Origin of the sequence: Flavobacterium sp. (assembly GCF_046293665.1) — a bacterium.
Classification (GTDB): Bacteria; Bacteroidota; Bacteroidia; order Flavobacteriales; family Flavobacteriaceae; genus Flavobacterium.
Window position 1 is genome coordinate 137,796 of sequence record NZ_JBKBOL010000008.1, and the last position, 22,244, is coordinate 160,039.

25 protein-coding genes are annotated in these 22,244 nt (G+C 35.6%); 16 read left to right on the forward strand and 9 right to left on the reverse strand.

The genetic code is table 11. The annotated features are described in order from the left end of the window. The first annotated feature begins 10 nt into the window (after window positions 1-10). From ACK4R1_RS11990 to rlmH, 5 genes are all read left to right on the forward strand, one after another. Window positions 11-1,204: an aspartate aminotransferase family protein gene (locus tag ACK4R1_RS11990; protein WP_409687228.1), complete on the forward strand. Its 1,194-nt coding sequence runs from the start codon at window positions 11-13 to the stop codon at window positions 1,202-1,204. Between the two features lie 138 nt (window positions 1,205-1,342). After that, entirely contained in the window at window positions 1,343-2,737 is a 1,395-nt protein-coding gene (locus ACK4R1_RS11995; protein WP_409687231.1) for a tetratricopeptide repeat protein, read from the forward strand. 1 nt (window position 2,738) lies between these two features. Then, window positions 2,739-3,230, forward strand: a complete 492-nt coding sequence (locus tag ACK4R1_RS12000) for an energy transducer TonB (protein WP_409687234.1) — start codon at window positions 2,739-2,741, stop codon at window positions 3,228-3,230. After that, complete coding sequence (locus tag ACK4R1_RS12005; RefSeq protein WP_409687237.1) at window positions 3,217-3,963, forward strand: shikimate dehydrogenase family protein; 747 nt, start codon at window positions 3,217-3,219, stop codon at window positions 3,961-3,963. Before ACK4R1_RS12000 ends, ACK4R1_RS12005 begins: the two co-directional genes overlap by 14 nt. 82 nt (window positions 3,964-4,045) lie before the next feature. Next, window positions 4,046-4,519, forward strand: a complete 474-nt coding sequence (gene rlmH, locus ACK4R1_RS12010) for a 23S rRNA (pseudouridine(1915)-N(3))-methyltransferase RlmH (protein WP_409687240.1) — start codon at window positions 4,046-4,048, stop codon at window positions 4,517-4,519. Between the two features lie 31 nt (window positions 4,520-4,550). On the opposite strand, the gene ACK4R1_RS12015 is transcribed toward rlmH, so the two are convergent. Beyond that, the gene (locus tag ACK4R1_RS12015; protein ID WP_409687243.1) at window positions 4,551-5,183 is read right to left on the reverse strand and encodes a hypothetical protein; all 633 of its coding nucleotides are present in this window, start codon (window positions 5,181-5,183) and stop codon (window positions 4,551-4,553) included. 15 nt (window positions 5,184-5,198) lie between these two features. After that, window positions 5,199-6,041 carry a dihydropteroate synthase gene (gene folP / locus ACK4R1_RS12020; protein WP_409687245.1) on the reverse strand — a complete coding sequence of 281 codons (843 nt, stop codon included), beginning with the start codon at window positions 6,039-6,041 and terminating at the stop codon, window positions 5,199-5,201. A 91-nt stretch (window positions 6,042-6,132) separates the two neighbouring features. On the opposite strand from folP, the gene ACK4R1_RS12025 reads away from it, so the two are divergent. From ACK4R1_RS12025 to ACK4R1_RS12060, 8 genes are all read left to right on the forward strand, one after another. Then, entirely contained in the window at window positions 6,133-6,675 is a 543-nt protein-coding gene (locus tag ACK4R1_RS12025; RefSeq protein WP_409687248.1) for a DUF1599 domain-containing protein, read from the forward strand. A gap of 55 nt (window positions 6,676-6,730) precedes the next feature. Continuing rightward, complete coding sequence (locus tag ACK4R1_RS12030; protein ID WP_409687251.1) at window positions 6,731-7,819, forward strand: MauE/DoxX family redox-associated membrane protein; 1,089 nt, start codon at window positions 6,731-6,733, stop codon at window positions 7,817-7,819. 56 nt (window positions 7,820-7,875) lie between these two features. Continuing rightward, window positions 7,876-8,193 (forward strand): hypothetical protein, encoded by a 318-nt coding sequence (locus ACK4R1_RS12035; protein WP_409687254.1) that lies wholly within the window; start codon window positions 7,876-7,878, stop codon window positions 8,191-8,193. Between the two features lie 59 nt (window positions 8,194-8,252). Then, a complete protein-coding gene (locus tag ACK4R1_RS12040) occupies window positions 8,253-8,756 on the forward strand; it encodes a TlpA family protein disulfide reductase (protein ID WP_409687257.1) in 504 nt (167 codons plus the stop codon). Next, on the forward strand, window positions 8,756-9,508 hold the full coding sequence (tpiA, locus tag ACK4R1_RS12045; RefSeq protein ID WP_409687260.1) for a triose-phosphate isomerase: 753 nt from the start codon (window positions 8,756-8,758) through the stop codon (window positions 9,506-9,508). Before ACK4R1_RS12040 ends, tpiA begins: the two co-directional genes overlap by 1 nt. A 155-nt stretch (window positions 9,509-9,663) precedes the next feature. After that, window positions 9,664-10,134, forward strand: a complete 471-nt coding sequence (locus tag ACK4R1_RS12050; RefSeq protein ID WP_409687263.1) for a hypothetical protein — start codon at window positions 9,664-9,666, stop codon at window positions 10,132-10,134. 63 nt (window positions 10,135-10,197) lie between these two features. Then, entirely contained in the window at window positions 10,198-11,031 is an 834-nt protein-coding gene (gene prmA / locus ACK4R1_RS12055; RefSeq protein ID WP_409687265.1) for a 50S ribosomal protein L11 methyltransferase, read from the forward strand. Window positions 11,032-11,068: 37 nt separating this feature from the next. Beyond that, the gene (locus ACK4R1_RS12060; RefSeq protein WP_409687268.1) at window positions 11,069-11,344 is read left to right on the forward strand and encodes an ATP-dependent Clp protease adaptor ClpS; all 276 of its coding nucleotides are present in this window, start codon (window positions 11,069-11,071) and stop codon (window positions 11,342-11,344) included. Here the strand turns inward: ACK4R1_RS12060 and ACK4R1_RS12065 are convergent. From ACK4R1_RS12065 to ACK4R1_RS12085, 5 genes are all read right to left on the reverse strand, one after another. Then, window positions 11,341-11,769, reverse strand: coding sequence for a hypothetical protein (locus tag ACK4R1_RS12065; protein WP_409687271.1), 429 nt, complete (start codon window positions 11,767-11,769; stop codon window positions 11,341-11,343). The genes ACK4R1_RS12060 and ACK4R1_RS12065 overlap by 4 nt on opposite strands. Window positions 11,770-11,781: 12 nt before the next feature. Then, entirely contained in the window at window positions 11,782-12,960 is a 1,179-nt protein-coding gene (locus tag ACK4R1_RS12070; RefSeq protein WP_409687274.1) for an AIR synthase related protein, read from the reverse strand. Window positions 12,961-13,038: 78 nt separating this feature from the next. After that, entirely contained in the window at window positions 13,039-13,809 is a 771-nt protein-coding gene (locus ACK4R1_RS12075) for an OmpA family protein (protein ID WP_409687277.1), read from the reverse strand. Next, window positions 13,809-14,648: an OmpA family protein gene (locus ACK4R1_RS12080; RefSeq protein ID WP_409687281.1), complete on the reverse strand. Its 840-nt coding sequence runs from the start codon at window positions 14,646-14,648 to the stop codon at window positions 13,809-13,811. Before ACK4R1_RS12080 ends, ACK4R1_RS12075 begins: the two co-directional genes overlap by 1 nt. A 1-nt stretch (window position 14,649) precedes the next feature. Further along, entirely contained in the window at window positions 14,650-15,543 is an 894-nt protein-coding gene (locus ACK4R1_RS12085; protein ID WP_409687284.1) for an OmpA family protein, read from the reverse strand. 111 nt (window positions 15,544-15,654) lie between these two features. Between ACK4R1_RS12085 and ACK4R1_RS12090 the strand changes: the two genes are divergently transcribed. Beyond that, entirely contained in the window at window positions 15,655-16,107 is a 453-nt protein-coding gene (locus ACK4R1_RS12090) for a T9SS type A sorting domain-containing protein (RefSeq protein ID WP_409687287.1), read from the forward strand. Between the two features lie 36 nt (window positions 16,108-16,143). After that, entirely contained in the window at window positions 16,144-17,247 is a 1,104-nt protein-coding gene (locus ACK4R1_RS12095) for a hypothetical protein (RefSeq protein WP_409687289.1), read from the forward strand. A 75-nt stretch (window positions 17,248-17,322) separates the two neighbouring features. On the opposite strand, the gene ACK4R1_RS12100 is transcribed toward ACK4R1_RS12095, so the two are convergent. Next, window positions 17,323-19,512 carry a glutamine synthetase III gene (locus ACK4R1_RS12100; protein ID WP_409687292.1) on the reverse strand — a complete coding sequence of 730 codons (2,190 nt, stop codon included), beginning with the start codon at window positions 19,510-19,512 and terminating at the stop codon, window positions 17,323-17,325. A 208-nt stretch (window positions 19,513-19,720) separates the two neighbouring features. Between ACK4R1_RS12100 and ACK4R1_RS12105 the strand changes: the two genes are divergently transcribed. Beyond that, window positions 19,721-20,659 (forward strand): TerC family protein, encoded by a 939-nt coding sequence (locus tag ACK4R1_RS12105; RefSeq protein ID WP_409687295.1) that lies wholly within the window; start codon window positions 19,721-19,723, stop codon window positions 20,657-20,659. A gap of 77 nt (window positions 20,660-20,736) precedes the next feature. On the opposite strand, the gene ACK4R1_RS12110 is transcribed toward ACK4R1_RS12105, so the two are convergent. Further along, window positions 20,737-22,244, reverse strand: a 1,508-nt coding sequence (locus tag ACK4R1_RS12110) for a T9SS type A sorting domain-containing protein (RefSeq protein ID WP_409687298.1), incomplete at its 5' end; no start/stop codon positions are given.

Genomic DNA, 22,244 nt, shown 5'->3' on the forward strand with positions numbered 1-22,244 from the left:
TCAACAGAAGTTGAAAGAAGATTTCTTAAAATACCAAGCGCAAACTTCACCGTATCCTTTGGGTATGGAAGTGTCGCATGCCATTGGTTCTTATATCTACGACACCAACAATAAAAAATACTTAGATTTTGTGGCCGGCGTTTCGGCTTGTAGTTTGGGACACCAACATCCACGTGTAAACCAAGCCATTATTGATCAATTGAATAAATATTCGCATGTGATGGTTTACGGCGAATATGCCCAACATCCGGCGGTGGCTTATTGCAAGTTGTTAGTCGAAAATTTACCGCCAAGTTTAAATAAAGTATATCTCGTCAATTCAGGAACCGAAGCTTGTGAAGGCGCTTTAAAGCTTGTTCGCAGAGTTACCGGTAGAAGCCAATTGATTTCGTGTCACCATGCTTATCACGGCAACACCATGGGTTCGATGAGCGTTATGGGATTTGAAGAACGAAAACAAATCTTCAGGCCATTGATTCCCGACGTAGATTTCATTACCTTTAATAATGAAGCCGATTTGGCAAAAATTACCACCAAAACTGCCGGAATCATTCTCGAAAGCATTCAAGGTGGCGCCGGTTTTATCGAACCTAAAAATGATTTCTTGGCGAAAGTCAAAAAACGTTGCGAGGAAGTGGGTGCTTTAATGATTGTTGATGAAATCCAACCCGGATTTGGAAGAACCGGAAAACTGTTCGGTTTTGAAAACTATAATGTCGTTCCCGACGTAGTTATCATAGGAAAAGGAATGGCCGGCGGCATGCCTGTGGGCGGATTTATTGCCAATGAAAAACACATGGACTTGTTGAGTCATGATCCAAAACTGGGACACATCACCACTTTTGGCGGACATCCTGTCATTGCGGCAGCCTGTTTGGCCACTTTAGAAGAAGTACTAGAAAAAGATTACCCAACACAGTCATTAGCCAAAGAAAAACTTTTCCGAGAACTTTTGGTACATCCTTTGATAGAGGAAGTTAGAGGCCGAGGCTTAATGCTGGCGGCGATGACCAAAGACCCGGAAATTACCAATAAAGTAATTTTTAAATGTCAAGACAAAGGATTGATTTTATTCTGGCTCTTATTTGAAGGTTGCGCCATCCGAATTACACCTCCACTCACCATCTCGGAAGATGAAATCAGAGAAGGTTGCGCCATCCTCATCGAAGCAATGAATGAAGTGGCGTTAGAAATTGAAAATTAAATATTTCATTTTCAATTTGATAAGAAAAATCGAATCAAAAAATTGTTAATTAAATTGTTTACAACAATACGTTGGCTCGACTAAAAAAAGAATCCCGTTTCCCTAATTTTATTAAGGATAATTTTAAACCCTACTGTTATGCACCTGGATCACGACGAAGAAGATTACAACTTATCCCTAGCGAAATTTGAGTCGATGTTAAAAACCAACAAAGTCTTATTTTTCGATTCAGAGGAGTTTGAGGAAATTATACTGCATTATCTCGACATGGGAAAAGCCTCTTTAGCCAAGAAAGCTTTAAAATTAGGACTGGAACAACACCCAAGATCTACCGGATTGAAACTGGTTCAAGTAGAAATGTTGGTGTATGAAGATAAATTGGATCAGGCAGAAAAGTTATTAAACGAATTGTACGCCATTGAACCAACCAACGAAGAAATTTTTATCCAAAAAGCCAATATCTATTCTAAAAGAGACGACCACGAAAAAGCGGTTGAGTTCTTGCAAACCGCATTGCTTTACACAGAAGATTACGCCGATGTATACAACTTAATCGGAATGGAGTATCTTTTTATGGACAACTTAGAATTGGCCAAAGAAAACTTCATCAAATGTTTGGAAGAAGATTTCGAAGACCAATCAGCTTTATATAACGTAGTGTATTGCTTTGAGTTTTTAGACCAAAATTTGGAGGCTATTGAATACCTCAAAACTTACATCGACCGAAATCCATACAGCGAAATCGCTTGGCATCAGTCAGGTCGTTTGTATTATGGCGTGAAGGATTATGAAAATGCTGTTCGTTCTTTTGAATTTGCTACTTATATAGATGATGAGTTCATTGGTGCTTTCATGGAAAAAGGAAAAGCTTTAGAGCGATTAAAAAGACACGAAGAAGCCATCGAAAGTTACAATCGCACTATTGAATTGGATGACCCAACATCTTATGCCTTATTACGCATTGGGAAATGTTATGAAAAACTGGGCAATAAAGTCGAAGCCTTAAAATACTTTAACAAAACCGTACACGAAGATCCGCTTTTAGACAAAGGTTGGATTGCGATTACCGATTTTTATGTACGCCAAAAAAACTTCCAAAAAGCCTTATTCTATGTAAACAAAGCGTTGGCTATAGATGACCAAAATCGTTTGTATTGGAAACGTTATGCGACCATCAACAAAGCGATGAGTATGTTTGAAGAAGCAGAGTTTGGATATAGAAAAGCCGTTGAACATGGTGATTACCAATTAGACACTTGGTTGTTTTGGGTAGACATGATGCAAAACATGGGTGAAATCAACAATGCCATTTTAACTTTAATTCAAGCCGCGGAATATTTCCCTGAAGAATGCGAAATCGAATACCGCTTGGCTGGTTTTCATTTGTCTTTATTTGAAGAAGAAAAAGGAAACTTTCATTTAAGTAATGGCCTACGGTTGAATGCTAGTCACAATACTATTTTGGAAGAATTATTTCCTTTGGTATGGGAAAGACAATCGGTTCAAGACTACTTAACAAAATATAAAAAATAAAATGAAAGCGAAACTCCTCTTTTCATGTCTGTTCTATTTACTTTTTTTAGCTCAAACTGTTGTTGCAAATACACACCCAACCAATTGGTCTGAATTTACAAAAGCGAAAAGCAATAAAATAATTTATCAAATAGACAAATTCAATTTTGAAACAAGGGCTTTATCCATCAAACAAGAAGACACATTGCTTTACCTTGACTCAAGTTTAAAAGTAAAACCAGAATATCCGGGTGGCGTTACAACATTTAATGCGCATATCAACATTGTTTTAAAAAATCCGAAAAGTAAAAAAGGAGATGTGTTAGTAAATTTTATTGTTGAGAAAGATGGAAGTTTATCTAACATAAAAATTTTAAAAGGTTTAGATGATGAAACCGATAATGAAATTTACGAAGTGTTGAAAAATTCTCCAAAATGGAAACCTGCTGAACAATCCGGAGAGAAAGTAAGATGCATAATGCCATTATTCTTAACCATTAATGGACGAAATTAAAAGAGTTTATGGTCTAATCGGAAAAAACATTTCCTATTCGTTTTCCAAAAAGTACTTTACCGAAAAGTTTGCTTTGGGTAATCTTGTTGATTGTTCTTATGAAAATTTCGATTTGTCATCTATAGAAGAATTTCCAACGCTTATTGCCAATAATCCAGATTTAAAAGGTTTAAATATTACCATTCCTTATAAAGAAGTTGTGATTCCGTATTTAGATAAATTGTCTAAAAATGCGGCGCAAATTGGCGCTGTCAATGTCATTCGGTTTACTAAAAAAGGAAAATTAAAAGGTTACAATTCAGACTATTACGGCTTTATGAAATCTTTAAAACCGCTACTCCAACCGCATCATCAAAAAGCCTTGATTCTCGGAACCGGAGGCGCAGCCAAAGCAGTAGCCTTTGCACTCGACCAACTCGGAATTCTATACACTTATGTTTCTCGCGAAGTAAAAGAAGGCTTGATTGATTATGATAGAATCAATGCAACCACTTTCGACAATTATCATATTATTATCAATTGCACGCCATTGGGCACAAGCCCTGACACTAAAGCCTTTCCACCTATCCCATATAACTTTTTTACCGAAAAACACATTGCTTTCGACTTGATTTACAATCCTGAAGAAACCCAATTTTTGAAGAAGGCAAAAAAGCAAGGCGCAATCACCAAAAACGGTTATGAAATGTTAGTTTTGCAAGCCGAAAAAGCATGGAAGATTTGGAATAAATAAAAAATTTCTACCAAATGGACATGTAAGTTATTTTAAGACTTAAACCAACTTATATGCCTTATATGGTTCAAAAAAACAACACATGAATATCAAACTAATCGCCATTGGCAAAACCGATAACAAAGCGCTGCAAACGTTGATTGACGATTACACCAAGCGTTTGTCGTTTTACATCAAGTTTGATTTAGAGATAATTCCCGATATCAAAAACGTCAAAAATCTTTCTGAAGCACAACAAAAAGAAAAGGAAGGTGAAATGATTTTGGCCAAACTCACACCAACCGACCAATTGATTTTATTAGACGAAAACGGTTCCACTTTTTCCAGCGTTAGTTTCTCCGATTATCTGCAAAAGAAAATGAATTCGGGTGTCAAAACTCTAGTCTTTGTCATTGGCGGACCTTATGGTTTTAGTGCCGAAGTTTACAAAAAAGCACAAGGCAAAGTCTCGCTTTCCGAAATGACTTTTTCGCATCAAATGGTTCGATTGTTCTTTATCGAACAATTGTATCGCGGGTTTACCATTTTGCGCAACGAACCTTATCACCATCAATAAAAGTTTTCAGTCGCAGTCAAAGTTTTTCAGTCTAATAGATGTATTCTTTATTGCTACTTACTGAAATGCCGAGTTGGGTAATCTTGAGATTTTTAATGAAGAGTTTGTATTCGATATACTTTCCGAAAGACATGCCTTTATCGAAGGAGAAATATATTCTGGAAGGATTTGGCAATTGATTCATAAACTCCTGCAATTGCTTTTTGGAGAAAACCAATTCATTGTAATGCACCAAATCATTTCGGTCTAAGTGGAAATATATCACCTCGAAATCGGGTTTTTCGAGTTTGTAGGTTATTTGAGTAAACGGCATAAAAGCTAAATTCTTTTTGACCGTATCGGTATAAGTAAAGTAGTTTTCAGAAGTTGCTTTTTTATGCGAGCTTCCTTCTTTTTTTGTCTGCAACTTTTTTACTTCCAAAATCACTTTGCGCAACGGTAATCGCTTGTCAATATTGAACAACCAATTAGTAGAACTAATCGAATTGTTTCTGTTTACGTCAACAATCGTATCATTTTCGTTTAGTTTGTAAAAGAAATAAATCGGCGAATGGTCTTTTACCTCAGCAACAATTGTTTCTTTGGCCACCGGCAACAAAACTTCTTTATTTTCTCCACAAGAAATAAGCAAAAGTGAGCATATCAGTAAAGCAACTTGTTTCATTTTAGAATTTGGGATTTAATTTTGGGTCCCTAAACTTCGGGATAATTTCTGGTACAATTTTACACATTCTATTGCTTCTTTCACATCGTGCACTCTTAAAATATTACTATTTTTTTGTAAAGCAATTGTATTCAAAACAGTGGTTCCATTTAGGGCAAATTCTGCGGAGGTTTCCAATGCCTTATAAATCATTGATTTTCGCGAAATTCCAACTAATATCGGTAATTCTAATATTTGAAACAACTCCAAACTGTTCATGAGTTCAAAATTCTGTTCCAATGTTTTGGCAAAGCCGAATCCGGGATCAATAATTATATCATTAATTCCTAAACTTCTTGCTTGCGCCACTTTTTCAGAGAAATAAAACAATATTTCTTTGGTTATATTGCCATATTGTGCCAAACTTTGCATCGTTTGCGGATTACCTTTCATGTGCATCATAATATAAGGCACTTGGAGTTCGGCAACCGTTTCCATCATGTTTTCATCCAAACTTCCGGCGGCAATATCATTGATGATGCAGGCACCATTTTCGATTCCGGCTTTGGCGACATTAGCCCGAAAAGTATCGACAGAAATTAAAGTTTCCGGAAAATGCTGAAGCACCGATTTTACAATGGGTACCAATCTGTTTATTTCTTCTTCTTCAGTAACATATTCGGCACTTGGCTTACTGGAATACGCACCAATATCAATAAAAGTTGCTCCTTCATTGAGCATCTTTTCTACTTGAGAAAGCATACTTTTCTCCTCGGCATATTTTCCGCCGTCATAAAAAGAATTAGGCGTAATATTCAATATTCCCATCACTTTGGGAGAAGATAAATCGATAAGCTTTCCGTGACAATTAATGGTCATTTGCAAATTAAGTTAGTTCTAAGATTTAGTCCTTTGTACTTCAATCTTTATTCTTTACTTTTGGGAAAATTTGACACAAAGATACACTGAAATGAGTAATACTTCTCAAGAATATGACAAGGTTATCGCCATTTGCCGACAACTTTATATTAACAAAATGAAAGACTACGGAAGTGCCTGGAGAATCTTGAGATTGCCTTCCTTAACCGATCAAATATTTATCAAAGCCCAACGCATCCGAAGTTTACAACAAAACGACATTCGCAAAGTAGACGAAGACGAAACCGGAGAATTCATTGGAATCATTAATTATTCGATTATGGCTTTAATCCAATTGGATTTAGGTGTAGTGGAACAACCTGATTTAGATGTTGCGAAAGCGACCGAACTTTACGATGCCAAAGTTGCCTTAACTAAATCGTTGATGGAAGCTAAAAACCACGATTACGGCGAAGCTTGGCGCGAAATGCGCGTAAGTTCACTAACCGATTTGATTTTGCAAAAATTGCTTCGCGTAAAACAAATTGAAGACAACCAAGGAAAAACAATAGTTTCGGAAGGGATTGACGCCAATTACCAGGATATGATTAATTATGCTGTTTTTGCTTTAATCTTGATGAAATTCGGACAATAAATGATTGTTTCCAAAATCTAAATAAATTCCAAAAACAAAATAACAAAATACAAATATGGCAATCTCTAAAAACAACATCGCTTGGGGAATTCGAATCGTAATTTCATTCCTGTTTTTACTTTCGGCTGTCGCCAAATTATATCCATCACCTTATTTTGCGATTTCCACTTTTGAAGTAAAACAATTGTATCCCATGGGATTCTCTGAAGGATTTGCACCTTATTTTTCAAGAGTACTAATCGGAATTGAGCTGGCTTTAGGCTTTTTGATCTTGCAAAAGAATTTTTTGAGAAGTATTGTCGTTCCGGCTACCATTTTATTATTAGCCATTTTCACCACACATTTAGCAATAGAAACCATTCAAAATGGTGGAAATTCAGGAAACTGTGGTTGTTTTGGTAGTTTATTACCAATGACGCCAATTGAAGCGATTCTAAAGAATGTTGCTGCCATGGCTTTGTTGGTTTGGCTTTTTATCATCATGCCAAAAACAAACGAAAAACACGACAACTTTTGGATTTTAACAACCGTAACATTGGCTTCGATTTTGGCCTTATTTATGTTGGCACCAATCCAACCTTTAGAAAGTAGTTTTTCAGTTTCAACTCCGGAAGAAGCAGTAATTGATACGATTTCTGACACAACCATTGACACTACAAAAGCTGTTATCATCAAAGATACCATCAAAAAAGTTGAAGAAGTAAAAGAAACTGTCAAAGCTGAAATGACAGAACCTGCCAAACACAAATCGGGTTATGCGCAGTATTTTTCGAATATAGATAAAGGCAGAAAAACACTTTGTTTCTTTGTTCCGGGTTGCGACCATTGTCGGGATGCCGCTAAAGAATTAACTGAAATGAAGAAAACTACTAAAGATTTTCCTGAAATTTCTATTATTTTTATGAATGAAGAAGCCGATTTAATTCCGGCCTTTTTCAAATATGCCGGAGCTGAATATCCCTATAAAATCATAGAAGTCATTCCGTTTTGGAAAGTACTTGGCTCAGGTAAAGATACGCCGGGCGTGAAGTATTTGTGGAATGGAAATGATTATAAATACTATTGGGGAATTGGTGATAACAAATTTGACGCTGCCGATTTTCAAAAATTAATCAGCAAACCATATTCTGAATTGAAAAAATAAATGCAACTTATGTATCTTTTTGTTATTTTTAAAAGTTAAAAAAAACTAGATTTCATATGATTGACTATATCATGTCTAAAAGAACCAACGAAAGATGCCTAATTGGTATTGTTCTTTGTATTGCAGTTTTTATACTAGGTTATTTTATTTTAAATCACATTTCCACCATGGAAGATCCGCCATTGGGAAATACGATTTACATATTAGTTGGTAGTGCTTTAACTTTTTTATCGGTTCTTGGTGTAATCTTGATTCTAAAATACATGTATGACAGTAAAAAGAAAGCGCAAAGAAGAGAAAGAAAAAGAAAAAATCACAGATTGTTTTACCTAAAAGATTCTGAGCAAAAAAAAGCCGCTAAAACTAATCCGTAGAATTATAGAAATTTTAAGAATTCGAAAAATCGGATTACTTACATTTATAAAAAAAGTATATGAAAAAAATTGCTTTAAGTTTAGTATTAGCCATCATAGGTTTAGGCTGTTCTAATGCACAGAAAACCGAATTTAATAAAGAAAGTTTGGACCAAAAATTAACCACTTCAGACAACACCGAGATTTCATTCGAAACAATTCTTAAAAATCAAAAAGGAAAAGTTACCGTTATTGAAATATGGGCTTCATGGTGTAGTGATTGTGTCAAAGCCATGCCTAAAGTAAAAGAAATGCAAGCCAATAATCCAACTGTAGATTATGTTTTTATTTCGATGGATAAAGCCTTTGACAAATGGAAAGCCGGTATCGAAAAACACGGATTGACCGGAAAACAATATTGGGTTAATGATCCTAAATTGATGAAAGGTGAATTTGGAAAATCAATCGATTTAGATTGGATTCCGAGATATATCATCTTAGATAAAAACGGTAAAATTGTTACCTACAGAGCCATTGAAACCGATTTTGAACAAATAAACGCTACCTTAAAAACTTTACAATAATGAGACAAAAGATTGTTGCCGGTAATTGGAAAATGCACAAAAATGCCGAAGAGACAGAAGATTTATTAAACGAGTTGATTGATAAATTACCCAATGATATTGAAGCCCAAATTATCGTTGCGCCAACTTTTGTAAACTTAGCTTCTGCGGTTGATCATTTGGAATTTACCAATATTGGTGTTGCTGCACAAAACATGCACCAAAATGAAAGCGGTGCTTATACCGGAGAAATCTCTGCCGATATGTTAAAAAGCATAGGCGTAAACATTGTAATCCTTGGTCATTCTGAACGCCGTGCTTATTTTCATGAAACCGATACACTTTTGGCCCAAAAAGTAACCACCGCGCTTAAACATGATATGACTGTTATTTTTTGCTTTGGCGAAGAATTAAAAGACCGACAAAACAACCAACACTTTAATGTAGTAGAAAATCAATTACGCGATGGCTTGTTCCATATCGAAAACAAAGATTGGGAACAAATTATTCTGGCTTACGAACCGGTTTGGGCAATTGGTACAGGTGAAACAGCTTCTCCGGAACAAGCACAAGAAATGCACGAATTTATTAGAGAAACAGTCCGAAAAAGATATGGAAGCGATATAGCCGAAGATGTTTCTATCTTGTATGGCGGAAGTGTAAAACCTGAAAATGCGAAAGAGATATTTTCAAAACCAGATGTTGATGGCGGTTTAATTGGTGGTGCTGCTTTAAAAGCTTCTGACTTTACTGCGATTGCCAGTGCTATTTAAATTTATACAACAATATTAGAATAAGAAACCTTTCATTGATTTGAAAGGTTTTTTTTATTTTTTTTGACAATTATATGTATTTAGTCGATTTTATTTGCTTTTTATCGATTAGTAGTTGTATTTTTGCCTCTGTCACAAATCAAATAAAGTCTGTAATGAAAGCAAAATTTATTTTACTCTTCTTTTTTGTATGCTTATCTAACCTACAAGCACAAACCGACACTCAGAAACGTTTTCAATCGGAAACCAGAAAATATTATGTTTGGAGTGCCGATTTCGAAAAATACGAATTGATTGAAACAGAGTATGAACATTCTGTAATTGATATCCGAGAAATTGGTTCCAAATCCAATGGATATGTCATCATTAGTATGATTGACAATGGGCAAACGAGATTGCATCATGGCTCTATTTATAACTTTACCAAAGATTCAGAAAATGAAGGCTCGTGGTCAATACAATCTAAATTCATGAGAGCCAAACTGACTTACAATCCAAAAGACAACACCATGACTTATTTATATGATGGTGACAACAAACGCTACAAAAAATTGATGATATTTACTGTTGCACCTGACGAGCTTCCTAATGCTAGTTTGAAAACCACTATTGTAAAAGCCGATTAAATTTCTTTTTGCAAAACTCTTTAAAGTAACTCTTTCGATTGTTACCTTTGCAAAAAAAAATCCATGTCAAATATTTATTTAGGATATCACTTTTCGGTTGAACCCAAAGAACTAGGTTCGGAAATTCTCATTGCCGAATTAGGAGAAAAGCCATTTGAAAGCTTCATTGAAACCGATAATGGTTTTAGTGCTTACATCCAAAAAGACCTTTGGACAGAAGATATTCTAAATGATATTTACCTTTTGAGTTCTCCCGAATTTACTATTTCTTATACTATAGAAGAAATCGACCAAGTGAATTGGAATGAAGAATGGGAAAAGAATTTTGAACCGATTGACGTAGACGGAAAATGTCATGTTCGCGCACCATTTCACCCAAAAACCAGTGCGGAATTCGACATTATCATCGAACCTAAAATGAGCTTCGGAACCGGTCATCACGAAACAACACACATGATGATTCAGCATTTATTAGAAACCGATGTTACGGGAATGAAAACCTTAGACATGGGTTGCGGAACGGCAATCTTAGCTATTTTGGCCGAAATGAAAGGTGCAAAACCGATAGACGCGATTGATATTGACAATTGGTGTTATTTAAACTCAATTGAAAATGCAGAACGCAATAATTGTCACGAAATCACAGTTTATGAAGGTGACGCCGAATTATTAAAAGGAAAAAAATACGACTTAATCATTGCCAACATCAATCGCAATATTTTGCTAAACGACATGCAACAATATGTAGATTGCTTGAATAAAGACGGCATCCTGTTATTAAGCGGATTTTACACCGAAGACATTCCGTTTATTGATGCATCTTGCACAGAGAAAGGTTTGACCTATATAAAGAAATTTGAGCGAAACAATTGGGTTTCTCTAAAATATGTAAATTAGCAATAGAAAATTTTACACTTTGTAAAACGCAATGAAAATGAGCACTATAGAAAAAGTACAAGAAGACGTTTTAGTCGAAGAGCAAGTTGGAATCAACAACGAAATCGTATTGTATAATGATGATGTCAACACTTTTGACCATGTGATTGACACGCTAATTCGTGTTTGCCAACACAGTTCAGAACAAGCAGAACAATGTGCCATTTTAGTTCACTACAAAGGAAAATGTACTGTAAAAACTGGTCATTACGACGAATTAAAACCACAATGTACTCAGTTGTTAGAAGCCGGATTGAGTGCAGAAATTATTTAACTCTTAAACTTCCAATCAAACTCGTCGTTATCTTTGATAATAGCGCCGATTTCCACTCGAATAATGGTATCAAATTCTGATTGAAGGATTAACCAATTACTTTCGTTGAAGTGATTTTCAGTACTGTCAAAATCTTCGACTTCCCAAGTTTTAAAAGGCAGTTCCGATTTGATTTCGCTAACACTTTTACCTATAACAGCTTTACCTAAAAGTGTTGCTGCATTATTTGAAGTGATAATATATCCTAAACGAAAAGCTTCATCTTCATAAAACGTTAAGCGCAGCTTTTGATTATTGTATAAATAAATCACATTACCATCATCGTCCTTGAATTGCTTCGATGGCTTGCCGTAAATAGCTTCTACATGATTTTGCTTCATGCCGAATAACAATTGGTCTACTCCGTTTTTAGGATTGATTATCATTTGCAAATGAATTTAATACTCAAATTTCCCAAACTCACTTTCAATAGTTAGCTTTTTGCTTTCGCTAGCTTCTACTCTACCCACAATTTGTGCCGCTACGCCAAAAGATTCGGAAATCGCGATAATATCTTGAGCAATGGCTTGAGGCACGTACAATTCCATGCGATGGCCGCAGTTGAACACTTGGTACATTTCTTTCCAATCGGTTTTGGAGTTTTCTTGTATTAATTTGAATAATGGTGGAACAGGAAACAAGTTGTCTTTGATAACGTGGACATTATCAACAAAATGCAATACTTTAGTTTGCGCACCACCGGAACAATGCACCATCCCGTGAATTTCGTTTGGAGAATATTTATCTAAAATCGATTTGATAATCGGAGCGTAAGTTCTGGTTGGCGATAAAACTAACTTTCCGGCATCTATTGGAGAATCTTCCACTGCATCGGTTAATTTAGTATTCCCCGAATAAACCAATTCGTTTGGAACCGCGGCATCAAAACTTTCCGGATATTTTTCGGCTAAATATTTGGCAAAAACATCATGACGTGCCGATGTTAGTCCGTTACTTCCCATACCGCCGTTATAACTTTTTTCATATTTGGCTTGACCAAAAGAAGCCAAACCAACTATCACATCGCCCGGTTGAATATTGGCATTATCAACTACATCAGAGCGTTTCATTCGTGCGGTAACCGTTGAATCTACAATGATCGTTCGAACCAAATCACCCACATCGGCAGTTTCGCCACCGGTAGAATGAATGGTTACACCAAAAGTTTTCAACTCAGTTATTAATTCTTCTGTTCCGTTGATAATGGCAGAAATCACTTCAGCCGGAATTAAGTTTTTGTTTCTTCCGATAGTAGAAGACAACAAAATATTGTCTGTTGCTCCAACACACAATAAATCGTCAATATTCATAATTAATGCATCTTGTGCAATGCCTTTCCACACAGAAATATCGCCGGTTTCTTTCCAATACATGTACGCCAAAGACGATTTGGTTCCGGCGCCATCGGCATGCATGATCAGACAATAATTGTCGTCATTGGTTAAATAATCGGGAACGATTTTGCAGAAAGCTTTTGGGAATAATCCTTTGTCGATGTTTTTGATGGCGTTGTGCACGTCTTCTTTAGAAGCTGAAACTCCACGGAGATTGTAGCGTTGACTGTTATCAGAGCTCATTTTGTAGTGTGTGTTGTTGTGGCGCAAAGATAATCAGATTTTTCGATTGTTAGATTATTAGACACTTAGAAATAGTGTTTAATTTTCCAGGATTAAAATCTCTACACGACGGTTTTCGTTGGCTTCATTTTCATTGCGTTCCGGAATTTTGTGGATTGGTCTGGAAACCCCAAAACCTTTATAAGACATTCGCTTTCTGTCGATTTTATTGCGCAATAAATAATTGTAAATGGCCTTGGCACGAGCCGTAGAAACATCACCAACATCAACTTTGGTCTGACAACAAATGTGGCCTTGGATTTCAATTTTAAGCTTCGGATTTTCTTCTAAAGCACAAAGTACATCATAAAGCGTGGGTTCGGAACCGGGCACAACACGTGCCGAATTATTGAAGAAATAAATATTGGGCAACTTAATGGTTTCGCCTACTTTGGAATTTTTGATTTGTTTGGTGAGTTCGCTTTCAACAAGTTTTGGGGCGATTTCGGTATAAAAAATAGTTACCCTTCTGTTTTCTGCTTGAATCTTTGACTGTTTAAATTCTTTACCAAAGGCTATTTTCTCTAAGTTCTTGCTGAATTTCAAACCGCTTTTTTCTAATAAATTACGAACGTTGGCGATGCGTCTTTCGGCTAAATGCTTATTGTAATCCTTGGTATCTATACTGTCGCAAAAACCTTGCAATTTGGTAATTTCTATTTCTTTGTTATTGGCAATCCACTCGTTTAATGTTAGTATAGAACTTTGATTAGGAAAGTCTTTATTGAAATCGAAAAAAACTTCAAATTGCTTTTGCCCTAAACAATTCAGGGAAACCAAAAATAGCCATATGAATATTTTACATTTCATTATTTATCTACGATTAAAATTTCAACCCTACGATTGGCTTTTCGTTCCGCTTCATTTCGTTCGGGCACTTTATAAATTGGATCATTGCTGCCGAAACCTTTATAGGATAATCGGTTCATTTCGATTTCATTGTCTCTCAAGTATTTAAAAATAACCAACGCTCTTCTGTAGGACAATTTGGTATCCATACCGTTCGGATTGCAGCAAATATGACCGTGTATGGCGATTCTCAGTTTTGGATTATCGTATAAAATCTGAAGCAATTCTTCCAATATCGGCATGGATAGCTCCTCAATTTTTTCTGAATTAAAAAAGAAATTGATGTTATTGATTTTAATCAAATCTCCTTTTTTAGCATTCTTGAATTTGGTTTGCAATTCCGACACTTCCTTTTCAACTAATGCTTGAGTGTCAAATGGAGAAATTGGCGCTTCCTCTTTTGCACCAATCAATTTTTCTGCATTCTTCTCATGTTTCAACGAATAAAAAAAGACTACTTTCCGATTCTCTTCTTGCTTTTTGGAATACTTAAAATCTTTACCAAAAGGCTTTAACTCTATTTTATCACTAATGTTTATCGAGTCATTTTTCAACAAAGCTAAGACTGAATTAATTCGGCGCATGGCCAAATCTTTATTGTATTGGCTATCATCTACACTATCGCAAAAACCTAGCATTGCAGTGACTTCGGCCAATTTATTTTCTTTAATCCATTGGTTTAATTTTGTCAATGAGACTTGGTTTGGGAACTCTTTATTGAAATCAAAAAACACTTCAAACTGTTGTTGAGAAAATCCAAAAAAAGGGAAGAACAATAAAATGACATATAATTTCTTCATCTTAATTCTCTACAATTAAAATTTCAACCCGACGATTGGCAGCCCTTTCTGTTTCATTTTTTTCCGGTATGGGATAAATAGGTTGTGTACTTCCAAAACCTTTATAAGACAATCGGGCGCGATAAACATCATTTTTGATTAAGAAATTGTAAATCGCTTTGGCTCTTTGGGTTGATAAATCGGTACGATCGACCGGCATACAACACAAATGACCTTGAATTTCAATTTTCAATTCGGGATTACTTTGCAAAACCAGTAAGAGTTCATATAACTTTCCACGAGATTCATTGACAACCGCATAGGTGTTGATGATAAAATTTAGGTTTTCAATGGTCAATTTCTCTCCTGTTTTGGCATTGCCGACTTTCTTCATAAACTCTCGATCGAGTTTGAATTCTGATTTGGTTCCGTTGGGGTTTTCGAAGATTAATTTTTCAGGATAGTCTATTTCGGGTTTAGTTTGCTCTTCATCTAAAACTTCATCTTGCTTAATGCCTAGAATTTCATTCTCACGTGGAATGTCTTTTTCGAGGATGTAATAAATCGTTACCTTTCTATTTTCGGCTTTGTTTTCAGACTGTTTGAAACTTTCGCCAAAACTTATGGTTTTAAAATCTTCTCTGATTTTGATTTGGTCTTTTACAATATTAAAAATGAAATTGACTCTTTTCTGGGCTAAAGTATCGTTAAAACCTGAAGTTCCATCTTCATCGGTAAAACCGTGAATCGCTACAATTTTATTGTTGTTATTGGCTAAAATCCATTGGTTGAATTTATTCTGTTCTTTTTTAGTCAATTCAAATTTATTACTGTCGAAATAAAGATTGAACTGTTCTTGTGCAAAAGTATTTGCAGTAATCAGCAAGATAATAACCGTAATGATTTTACGCAACATTGGATTAGGTTTATTTTATAACGAAAGTTACGTAAAAATAGTATGGCTACCGGTAAAATATCCACTGATAGATAAAAATATTATTTACATTTGTAGTCAAACACTTTAATTATGAAACAATTATTATTCCTTTTACTACTTATGTTGGGTTTTACCGGAAAAGCCCAATCAGTTGTTCAATCAGTGAATTCGGGAAGTCTTATCACTCCCGGTTCTTCTATTTCTGTTGGTGAAATTGTAGTCGTACTACAGAATCAAAACCAATCCAGTACGGGCATCATTGGTCTATTGGCACAAACCCAACAAGCGCTTGAAGTACCGCAATTGGAACTCGGCGGAAAGATCATCGTTTTTCCAAATCCGACTACCGCGACAGTTTCTTTTAAAACCGATACAAATCTTTTGAATGAGAGAGTATCGATTTACAATTTATCGGGACAATTAATTTCAAAAAAACAAATTACGACCAACAATGCTTTAGATTTAACAGAGTTACAAGCCGGAGTTTATTTGATTCAATTCGATAATAAAAACATTAAATCCTTTAAAATCATCAAACGATAAAAAATACAACGTCAAATTTCAATTACAAAATCAATTATGAAAAAAATATTACTATTATCAGCACTTTTTATTTCCTTTTTGACCTTTGCGCAAGTGCCACAAGGTATTTCTTATCAAGCCATTGCTTTAAACGGTTCCGGAAATCCTGTAGTGAGTTCGAATGTTAGGGTTAAACTTTCCATTTTAGACCAAACCGCAACCGGAACAGTTTTATATTCTGAAACGCAATTAAAAACCACTACTGCACAAGGTTTATTCAACCTTACTATTGGTCAAGGAACGGTGGTTTCGGGTGTATTTAATACGATTAATTGGGGAACCAATTCCAAATTTTTAAAAGTAGAAATGGATGTTACCGGTGGAACAAATTATGTTGCAGTTGGAACAACACAATTGTTATCTGTTCCTTATGCAATGGCTGCTGACAGCTTGGTTACATCACCAGGAGAAGGAATCACTTTGGTTTCGCCAAATGGAACGCCTTATCAATTGACTGTGAATGATGCTGGAGAACTGTCGTTACCAACTTCAGGCTCAACTGGAGCTGTACCGAATCAATTGTATTTATATGGAACTTTTAATAGTTTTAATCCTGCTACTTCATTATTATTTGCGAGTAACGGCGACTCTTTTTATGGATATAAGTACTTAACTTCTGGTAGTCAGATAAAATTTTTAGCTGACAATAATTCAAATGCTACTGTATATGGATTAAATGCTTCGCAAAATTTAACTATAGGAGGCAGTGCATACACTGTTCCTTCTAACGGGTATTATATCTTAGAAATTCAGCATTTTGGAGGCAGTCAAATGGAGTTTTATTCGGGACCATTCGCACCAGTATTAATTAATCAGTTTGGTTGTGTACAAATAAATTCAACATATAACACTTCAACAAATACTTTTTCATTTATCGCTAACGGAATAACTACTAATAATAATGAGTTTTTAATCAATTACCCTTATCCTTCAGGGTCTTCTAGTTGTGGGGTATTTGGAGACCTCCTTTCGGATGGCACTCTTGATTTTTCAGGAACTACTATATCTTTTCCGAATGTAACAACAACACCAAAGAACTTCAGAGTTGATTTAATAATAAACTTCAATGGTTCTGCAACTTATACTGTTACACAGATATAACTCTAAAAATATTTAATAAAAATCCCGTCGAGTTGAAACAAGACGGGATTTTTTATTTAAAACGAGTTTTATATATTATCTTGTAAATAACAACTCTCTATATTTAGTTAAGGTCCAAATCTCGTCGTCTACCAACAACTCTAATTTATCGCAATGTTCTCTGATTACTTCAAAGTATGGTTTTACTTTGTCGCAGTAAGCCTCGGCCATTTTTTGAGCATCGGTTAACACGTTTGCTTTTTTACGGGCTTCGGTCATTGCTTCTACATTAGAATTGATTCCTTCGATATGCGCTGAAATTTCTTTGATTAAAGAGATTTGCTCTTTGGCAATTTTTTCAAAGTCTTTACCGAAGATTTCTTTCAAGCCGCGTACATTTTCGATTAAAGTATTTTGGTAACGAATGGCTGTTGGAATTACGTGATTGCGAGCAATATCGCCTAAAACTCTGCCTTCAATTTGAATTTTTTTGGTGTATTCTTCCAATTCAATTTCGTAACGCGCTTCTACTTCTACGTGGTTCATTACGCTCAAATCTTTGAATAAGTCTAATGCTTTTTTAGACACTTTGGCTTTCAAAGCGGCTGGCGTAGTTTTGTGATTGCTCAATCCGCGTTTTTTAGCTTCTTTTTCCCAAGCATCGCTATAACCATCGCCTTCGAAAAGAATGTTTTTGGTTTCTTTGATGTATTCTCTTAAAACATTGAAAATAGCTTCGTCTTTCTTTAAATCTTTTTTCTCGATTAAAGCATCCACTTCTTTTTTGAAATCTTTCAATTGTTTGGCCACAATAGAGTTCAACGTTGTCATTGCATTGGCACAATTGGCAGAAGAACCAACTGCACGGAATTCAAATTTATTTCCGGTAAATGCAAAAGGAGAAGTTCTGTTTCTGTCTGTATTGTCTAATAATACATCCGGAATTTTACCTACCACATTAAGTTTCAGGTCGGTTTTTTCTTCAGGTGATAATTTTCCTTTGGTTACGCCTTCTAACTCTTCTAACACTTTGGTCAATTGTTGTCCAATGAATACTGAGATGATTGCCGGTGGTGCCTCATTGGCTCCTAATCGGTGATCATTGCTGGCGGTTGCGATGGCTGCGCGAAGTAATTCTTCGTATTCATTTACCGCTTTAATAGTATTGATAAAAAACGACAAGAATTGTAAGTTACTCATAGGTGTTTTACCCGGAGACAACAAATTCACACCGGTATCCGTAGCCAAAGACCAGTTGTTATGTTTACCTGAACCATTTACGCCTTTGAACGGTTTTTCATGAAACAATACTTTGAAATCATGACGCTCGCCTACTTTTGACATCACATCCATTAGCAATGAATTGTGGTCAACTGCTAAGTTAGTTTCTTCGAAAATTGGAGCCAATTCAAATTGGTTTGGCGCTACTTCATTATGACGCGTTTTTACAGGAATTCCCAAAAGCATACATTCTTCTTCCAATTCTCTCATATAATTTAACGCACGCGACGGAATTGAACCGAAATAATGGTCATCTAATTGTTGCCCTTTAGCAGACGTATGTCCTAATAAAGTTCTTCCGGTCATGATTAAGTCAGGACGAGAATTTGCCAGAGATGAATCAACCAAAAAATATTCTTGTTCCCAACCTAAAGTGGCGGTAACCTTTTTAACGTTTTTATCGAAATACTTACATACTTCCGTGGCAGCTTCATCTACAGCATTTAAAGCTCTTAATAAAGGGGTTTTATAATCTAAAGCTTCACCGGTATAAGAGATAAAAACTGTTGGAATACACAAAGTTGTTCCAAAGATAAATGCTGGTGAAGTTGGATCCCAAGCAGTGTAACCACGAGCTTCGAATGTATTTCTGATACCGCCATTTGGAAAAGAAGAGGCATCCGGTTCTTGTTGTACCAATTGCCCACCACCAAATTTTTCAACCGGATCTGAACCATCATAAGAAGTTTCAAAAAAAGCATCATGCTTTTCAGCTGTAGTTCCTGTTAAGGGTTGAAACCAGTGCGTGTAATGAGTTACACCCTTGGACAAAGCCCATTCTTTCATTCCCATTGCTATGTAATCCGCGAGCTTTCTGTCAATTTTAGTTCCATGTTGCACTGCGTCTTTAACACCTTTGTAAGCATCAGAAGTCAAATATTGCTTCATTGCTTTATCATTAAACACATTGGCACCGAAAATGGCTGATTTTTTATCAGCTTCTTCAAATTTTACAGGTTTTCTACCTGATGCATCTTTTAATGCTTGAAAACGTAAAGTTGACATAAAGTTATTTTTTTTTAATGTTATACCCTATTAATTTGATGCAAATATAGCTATATTTTTATTTTAAAATAAAATAACCCTATTTTTTTAGGGGTCAATTTATTAAATTATTAAAAACTGATTGTTTAAAACTTTTATTTCTCAATCATTAATAATTGTACTCTGATTACTCAAACCATTATATTTGCATCAACTAAATAAGAACATCATGACAGTTTGGATTATTTTTTTAGCTTTAATTTTTCTCTTTCTTGCTCTTGATTTGGGCGTTTTCAACAAAAATCCGCATGTAATAAAGCCAAAAGAGGCTGGGATTTGGACCGGGATTTGGGTTTCGCTTTCGTTTATTTTTAGTTTTGTTGTGGGATGGATATATAAAAACGAGCTTGTAGCCAATCCAACCGGAATAGAACCAGCTGTAGCAACAATGAAGTTCATCACAGGTTATCTCATAGAGTTATCGCTGAGTGTCGATAATATTTTTGTCATTGCCGTAATTTTTGCTTCATTCAAAATTCCTCAAAAATACCAACATAGGGTTTTGTTTTGGGGTATACTTGGCGCTATAGTCTTTAGAGGATTGATGATTTTCTTTGGAGTCATTTTGATTAACAAGTTCAGTTGGATGACCTATTTATTTGGTGCCTTCTTAATTTTCACTGCTTTCAAAATGCTTTTTAAAGGAGAGGAAGATGAATTTAATCCGAAAAAATCTTTTGTCTACAGAAACTTGCGTAAAATAATTCCAATCACCAGCCACGCTGAAGGGGAACATTTTTTTGTAAAAAGAAGACATATTACAGCCGCTACACCTCTTTTCGTTGCCTTAATTGTAATTGAAGTAATGGATATGTTGTTTGCTTTGGATAGCGTTCCCGCAATTTTAGCGATTACCTCTGATCCTTTTTTAGTCTTTAGTTCTAACATTTTTGCCATTCTTGGACTGCGTTCTATGTATTTCTTTTTGGCTAATATGTTAGAAAGATTTAGTTACCTCGAGTATAGTTTGATTGCTATTCTAACTTTTGTCGGAATCAAAATGTTGATTGTCCATTATTACAAATTTCCGGAATGGGTTTCATTAGGATTCATCGCATTTTCACTACTTACCGGAATTATTGTATCATTAAGAAAAAAAGAATCTTAAATAATCATTGAAATCTTCTCATACAAAAAAAGCCTCTTCATAATGAAGAGGCTTTTTATTTATTAAATCATTTTAAATTATCTTTTGATTACTCTTACAGTTTTAACATCTGCTCCTTGAGTAACAATTACATTGTAGATTCCAGAAGGATACTTATCTCCAATTTGAACTTCTAGAGAGTTTTTAGGATCTAACTCAAGTGTATCAACTAATCTTCCTAACATATCATAAACAACAAGTGAAATTTTACCATCACTTACAGTTGTCAATCCAACATTGAAATTATTAGTCGTTGGATTAGGGTAAACTTTAATACTCATTCTTTGAAGTGCTGATATTAAACTTGGCGTAGCTGCACTTGAATTACAATTTGACGCAGAAGTAGCTCTTGTTCCTCCTAAAGGACATCCCGCATTATTAAACGTATCTAATTGAGAACCCAATATTCCTGGAGCATTTCCTCCAGTTGCATAAGCTTGATTAACCGCATCAATAATTGACTGTTCAACATCTTGATATCCAGCATAATTAACTTCATCACTACAAGCATTTAATAAGGCGGCAACTCCTTGACGAGCTAGGTTATAGATACCACCTCCACCTATATTGAGGACTTGCAACAACGTCATATTAGCTAAGTTAGCTGGTGCATTTGTAAACACATCGCCAAATAGATCGCAAGTTGTATAAGAAGGACACCATCTATCTGTATGGGTTTTCCAATATCCTATAGTACAACCTTCACAGGACTCTACAGTGAATGTAGCCGTACATGAAACAGTTTGACAATTATCAGTCACCGTAAATGTGACAGTTATTGAGTGACCTGGCTCTGGCGCTTGTAATTGTGACAAATCAGTTGAAACTGCATTTGCACATCCACCAGTGAATCCAAATGAATCTCTCCATGCATCAAATTCAGCAGCAACATCTCTACCACATTCAACTGTTTTATTAGCAGGACATATAATTTGAAGTTTTGTTGATGGTAATACCGTAAATGTTTCTGTAACTTCCGGAGAATCACATTTATCAGTTACTGCATAAGTTACTGTAGTAGTTCCTCCACTACACAATGGTGGTGCAACTGGCGATCCGTAATTTCCTACCGGAGCACATCCTCCACTTACACTAAACTGACTCAACCATATAGCAAATGCATCATCCAATGAAGACTGATCAGTATAATCACAAGAATTAACAACCGTTGAGTCTGGTGAAATTACAACTACCGCTGCAGGAGCTGTAATAGTAAAGGTTCTGGTTACTGAACTTGTATGACACTTATCTGTTACATTGTAAACTACTGTTGTAGTTCCGCCCTCACACAATACCGGTGCAACTGGTTGACCTGTAAAGCTTCCGCTTGGATCACATCCGCCACTTACACTAAATCCATTTAAGAATGCTGCAAAAGCTGCATTCACCGCTGCTTGGTCTGCGTAAGCACATGCTGATGCCGAAGCATTAGCCGGTGCGTTGGTAGTTACCGCTGCAGGAGCTGTGATAGTAAAGGTTCTGGTTACTGAACTTGTATGACACTTATCTGTTACATTGTAAACTACTGTTGTAGTTCCGCCCTCAC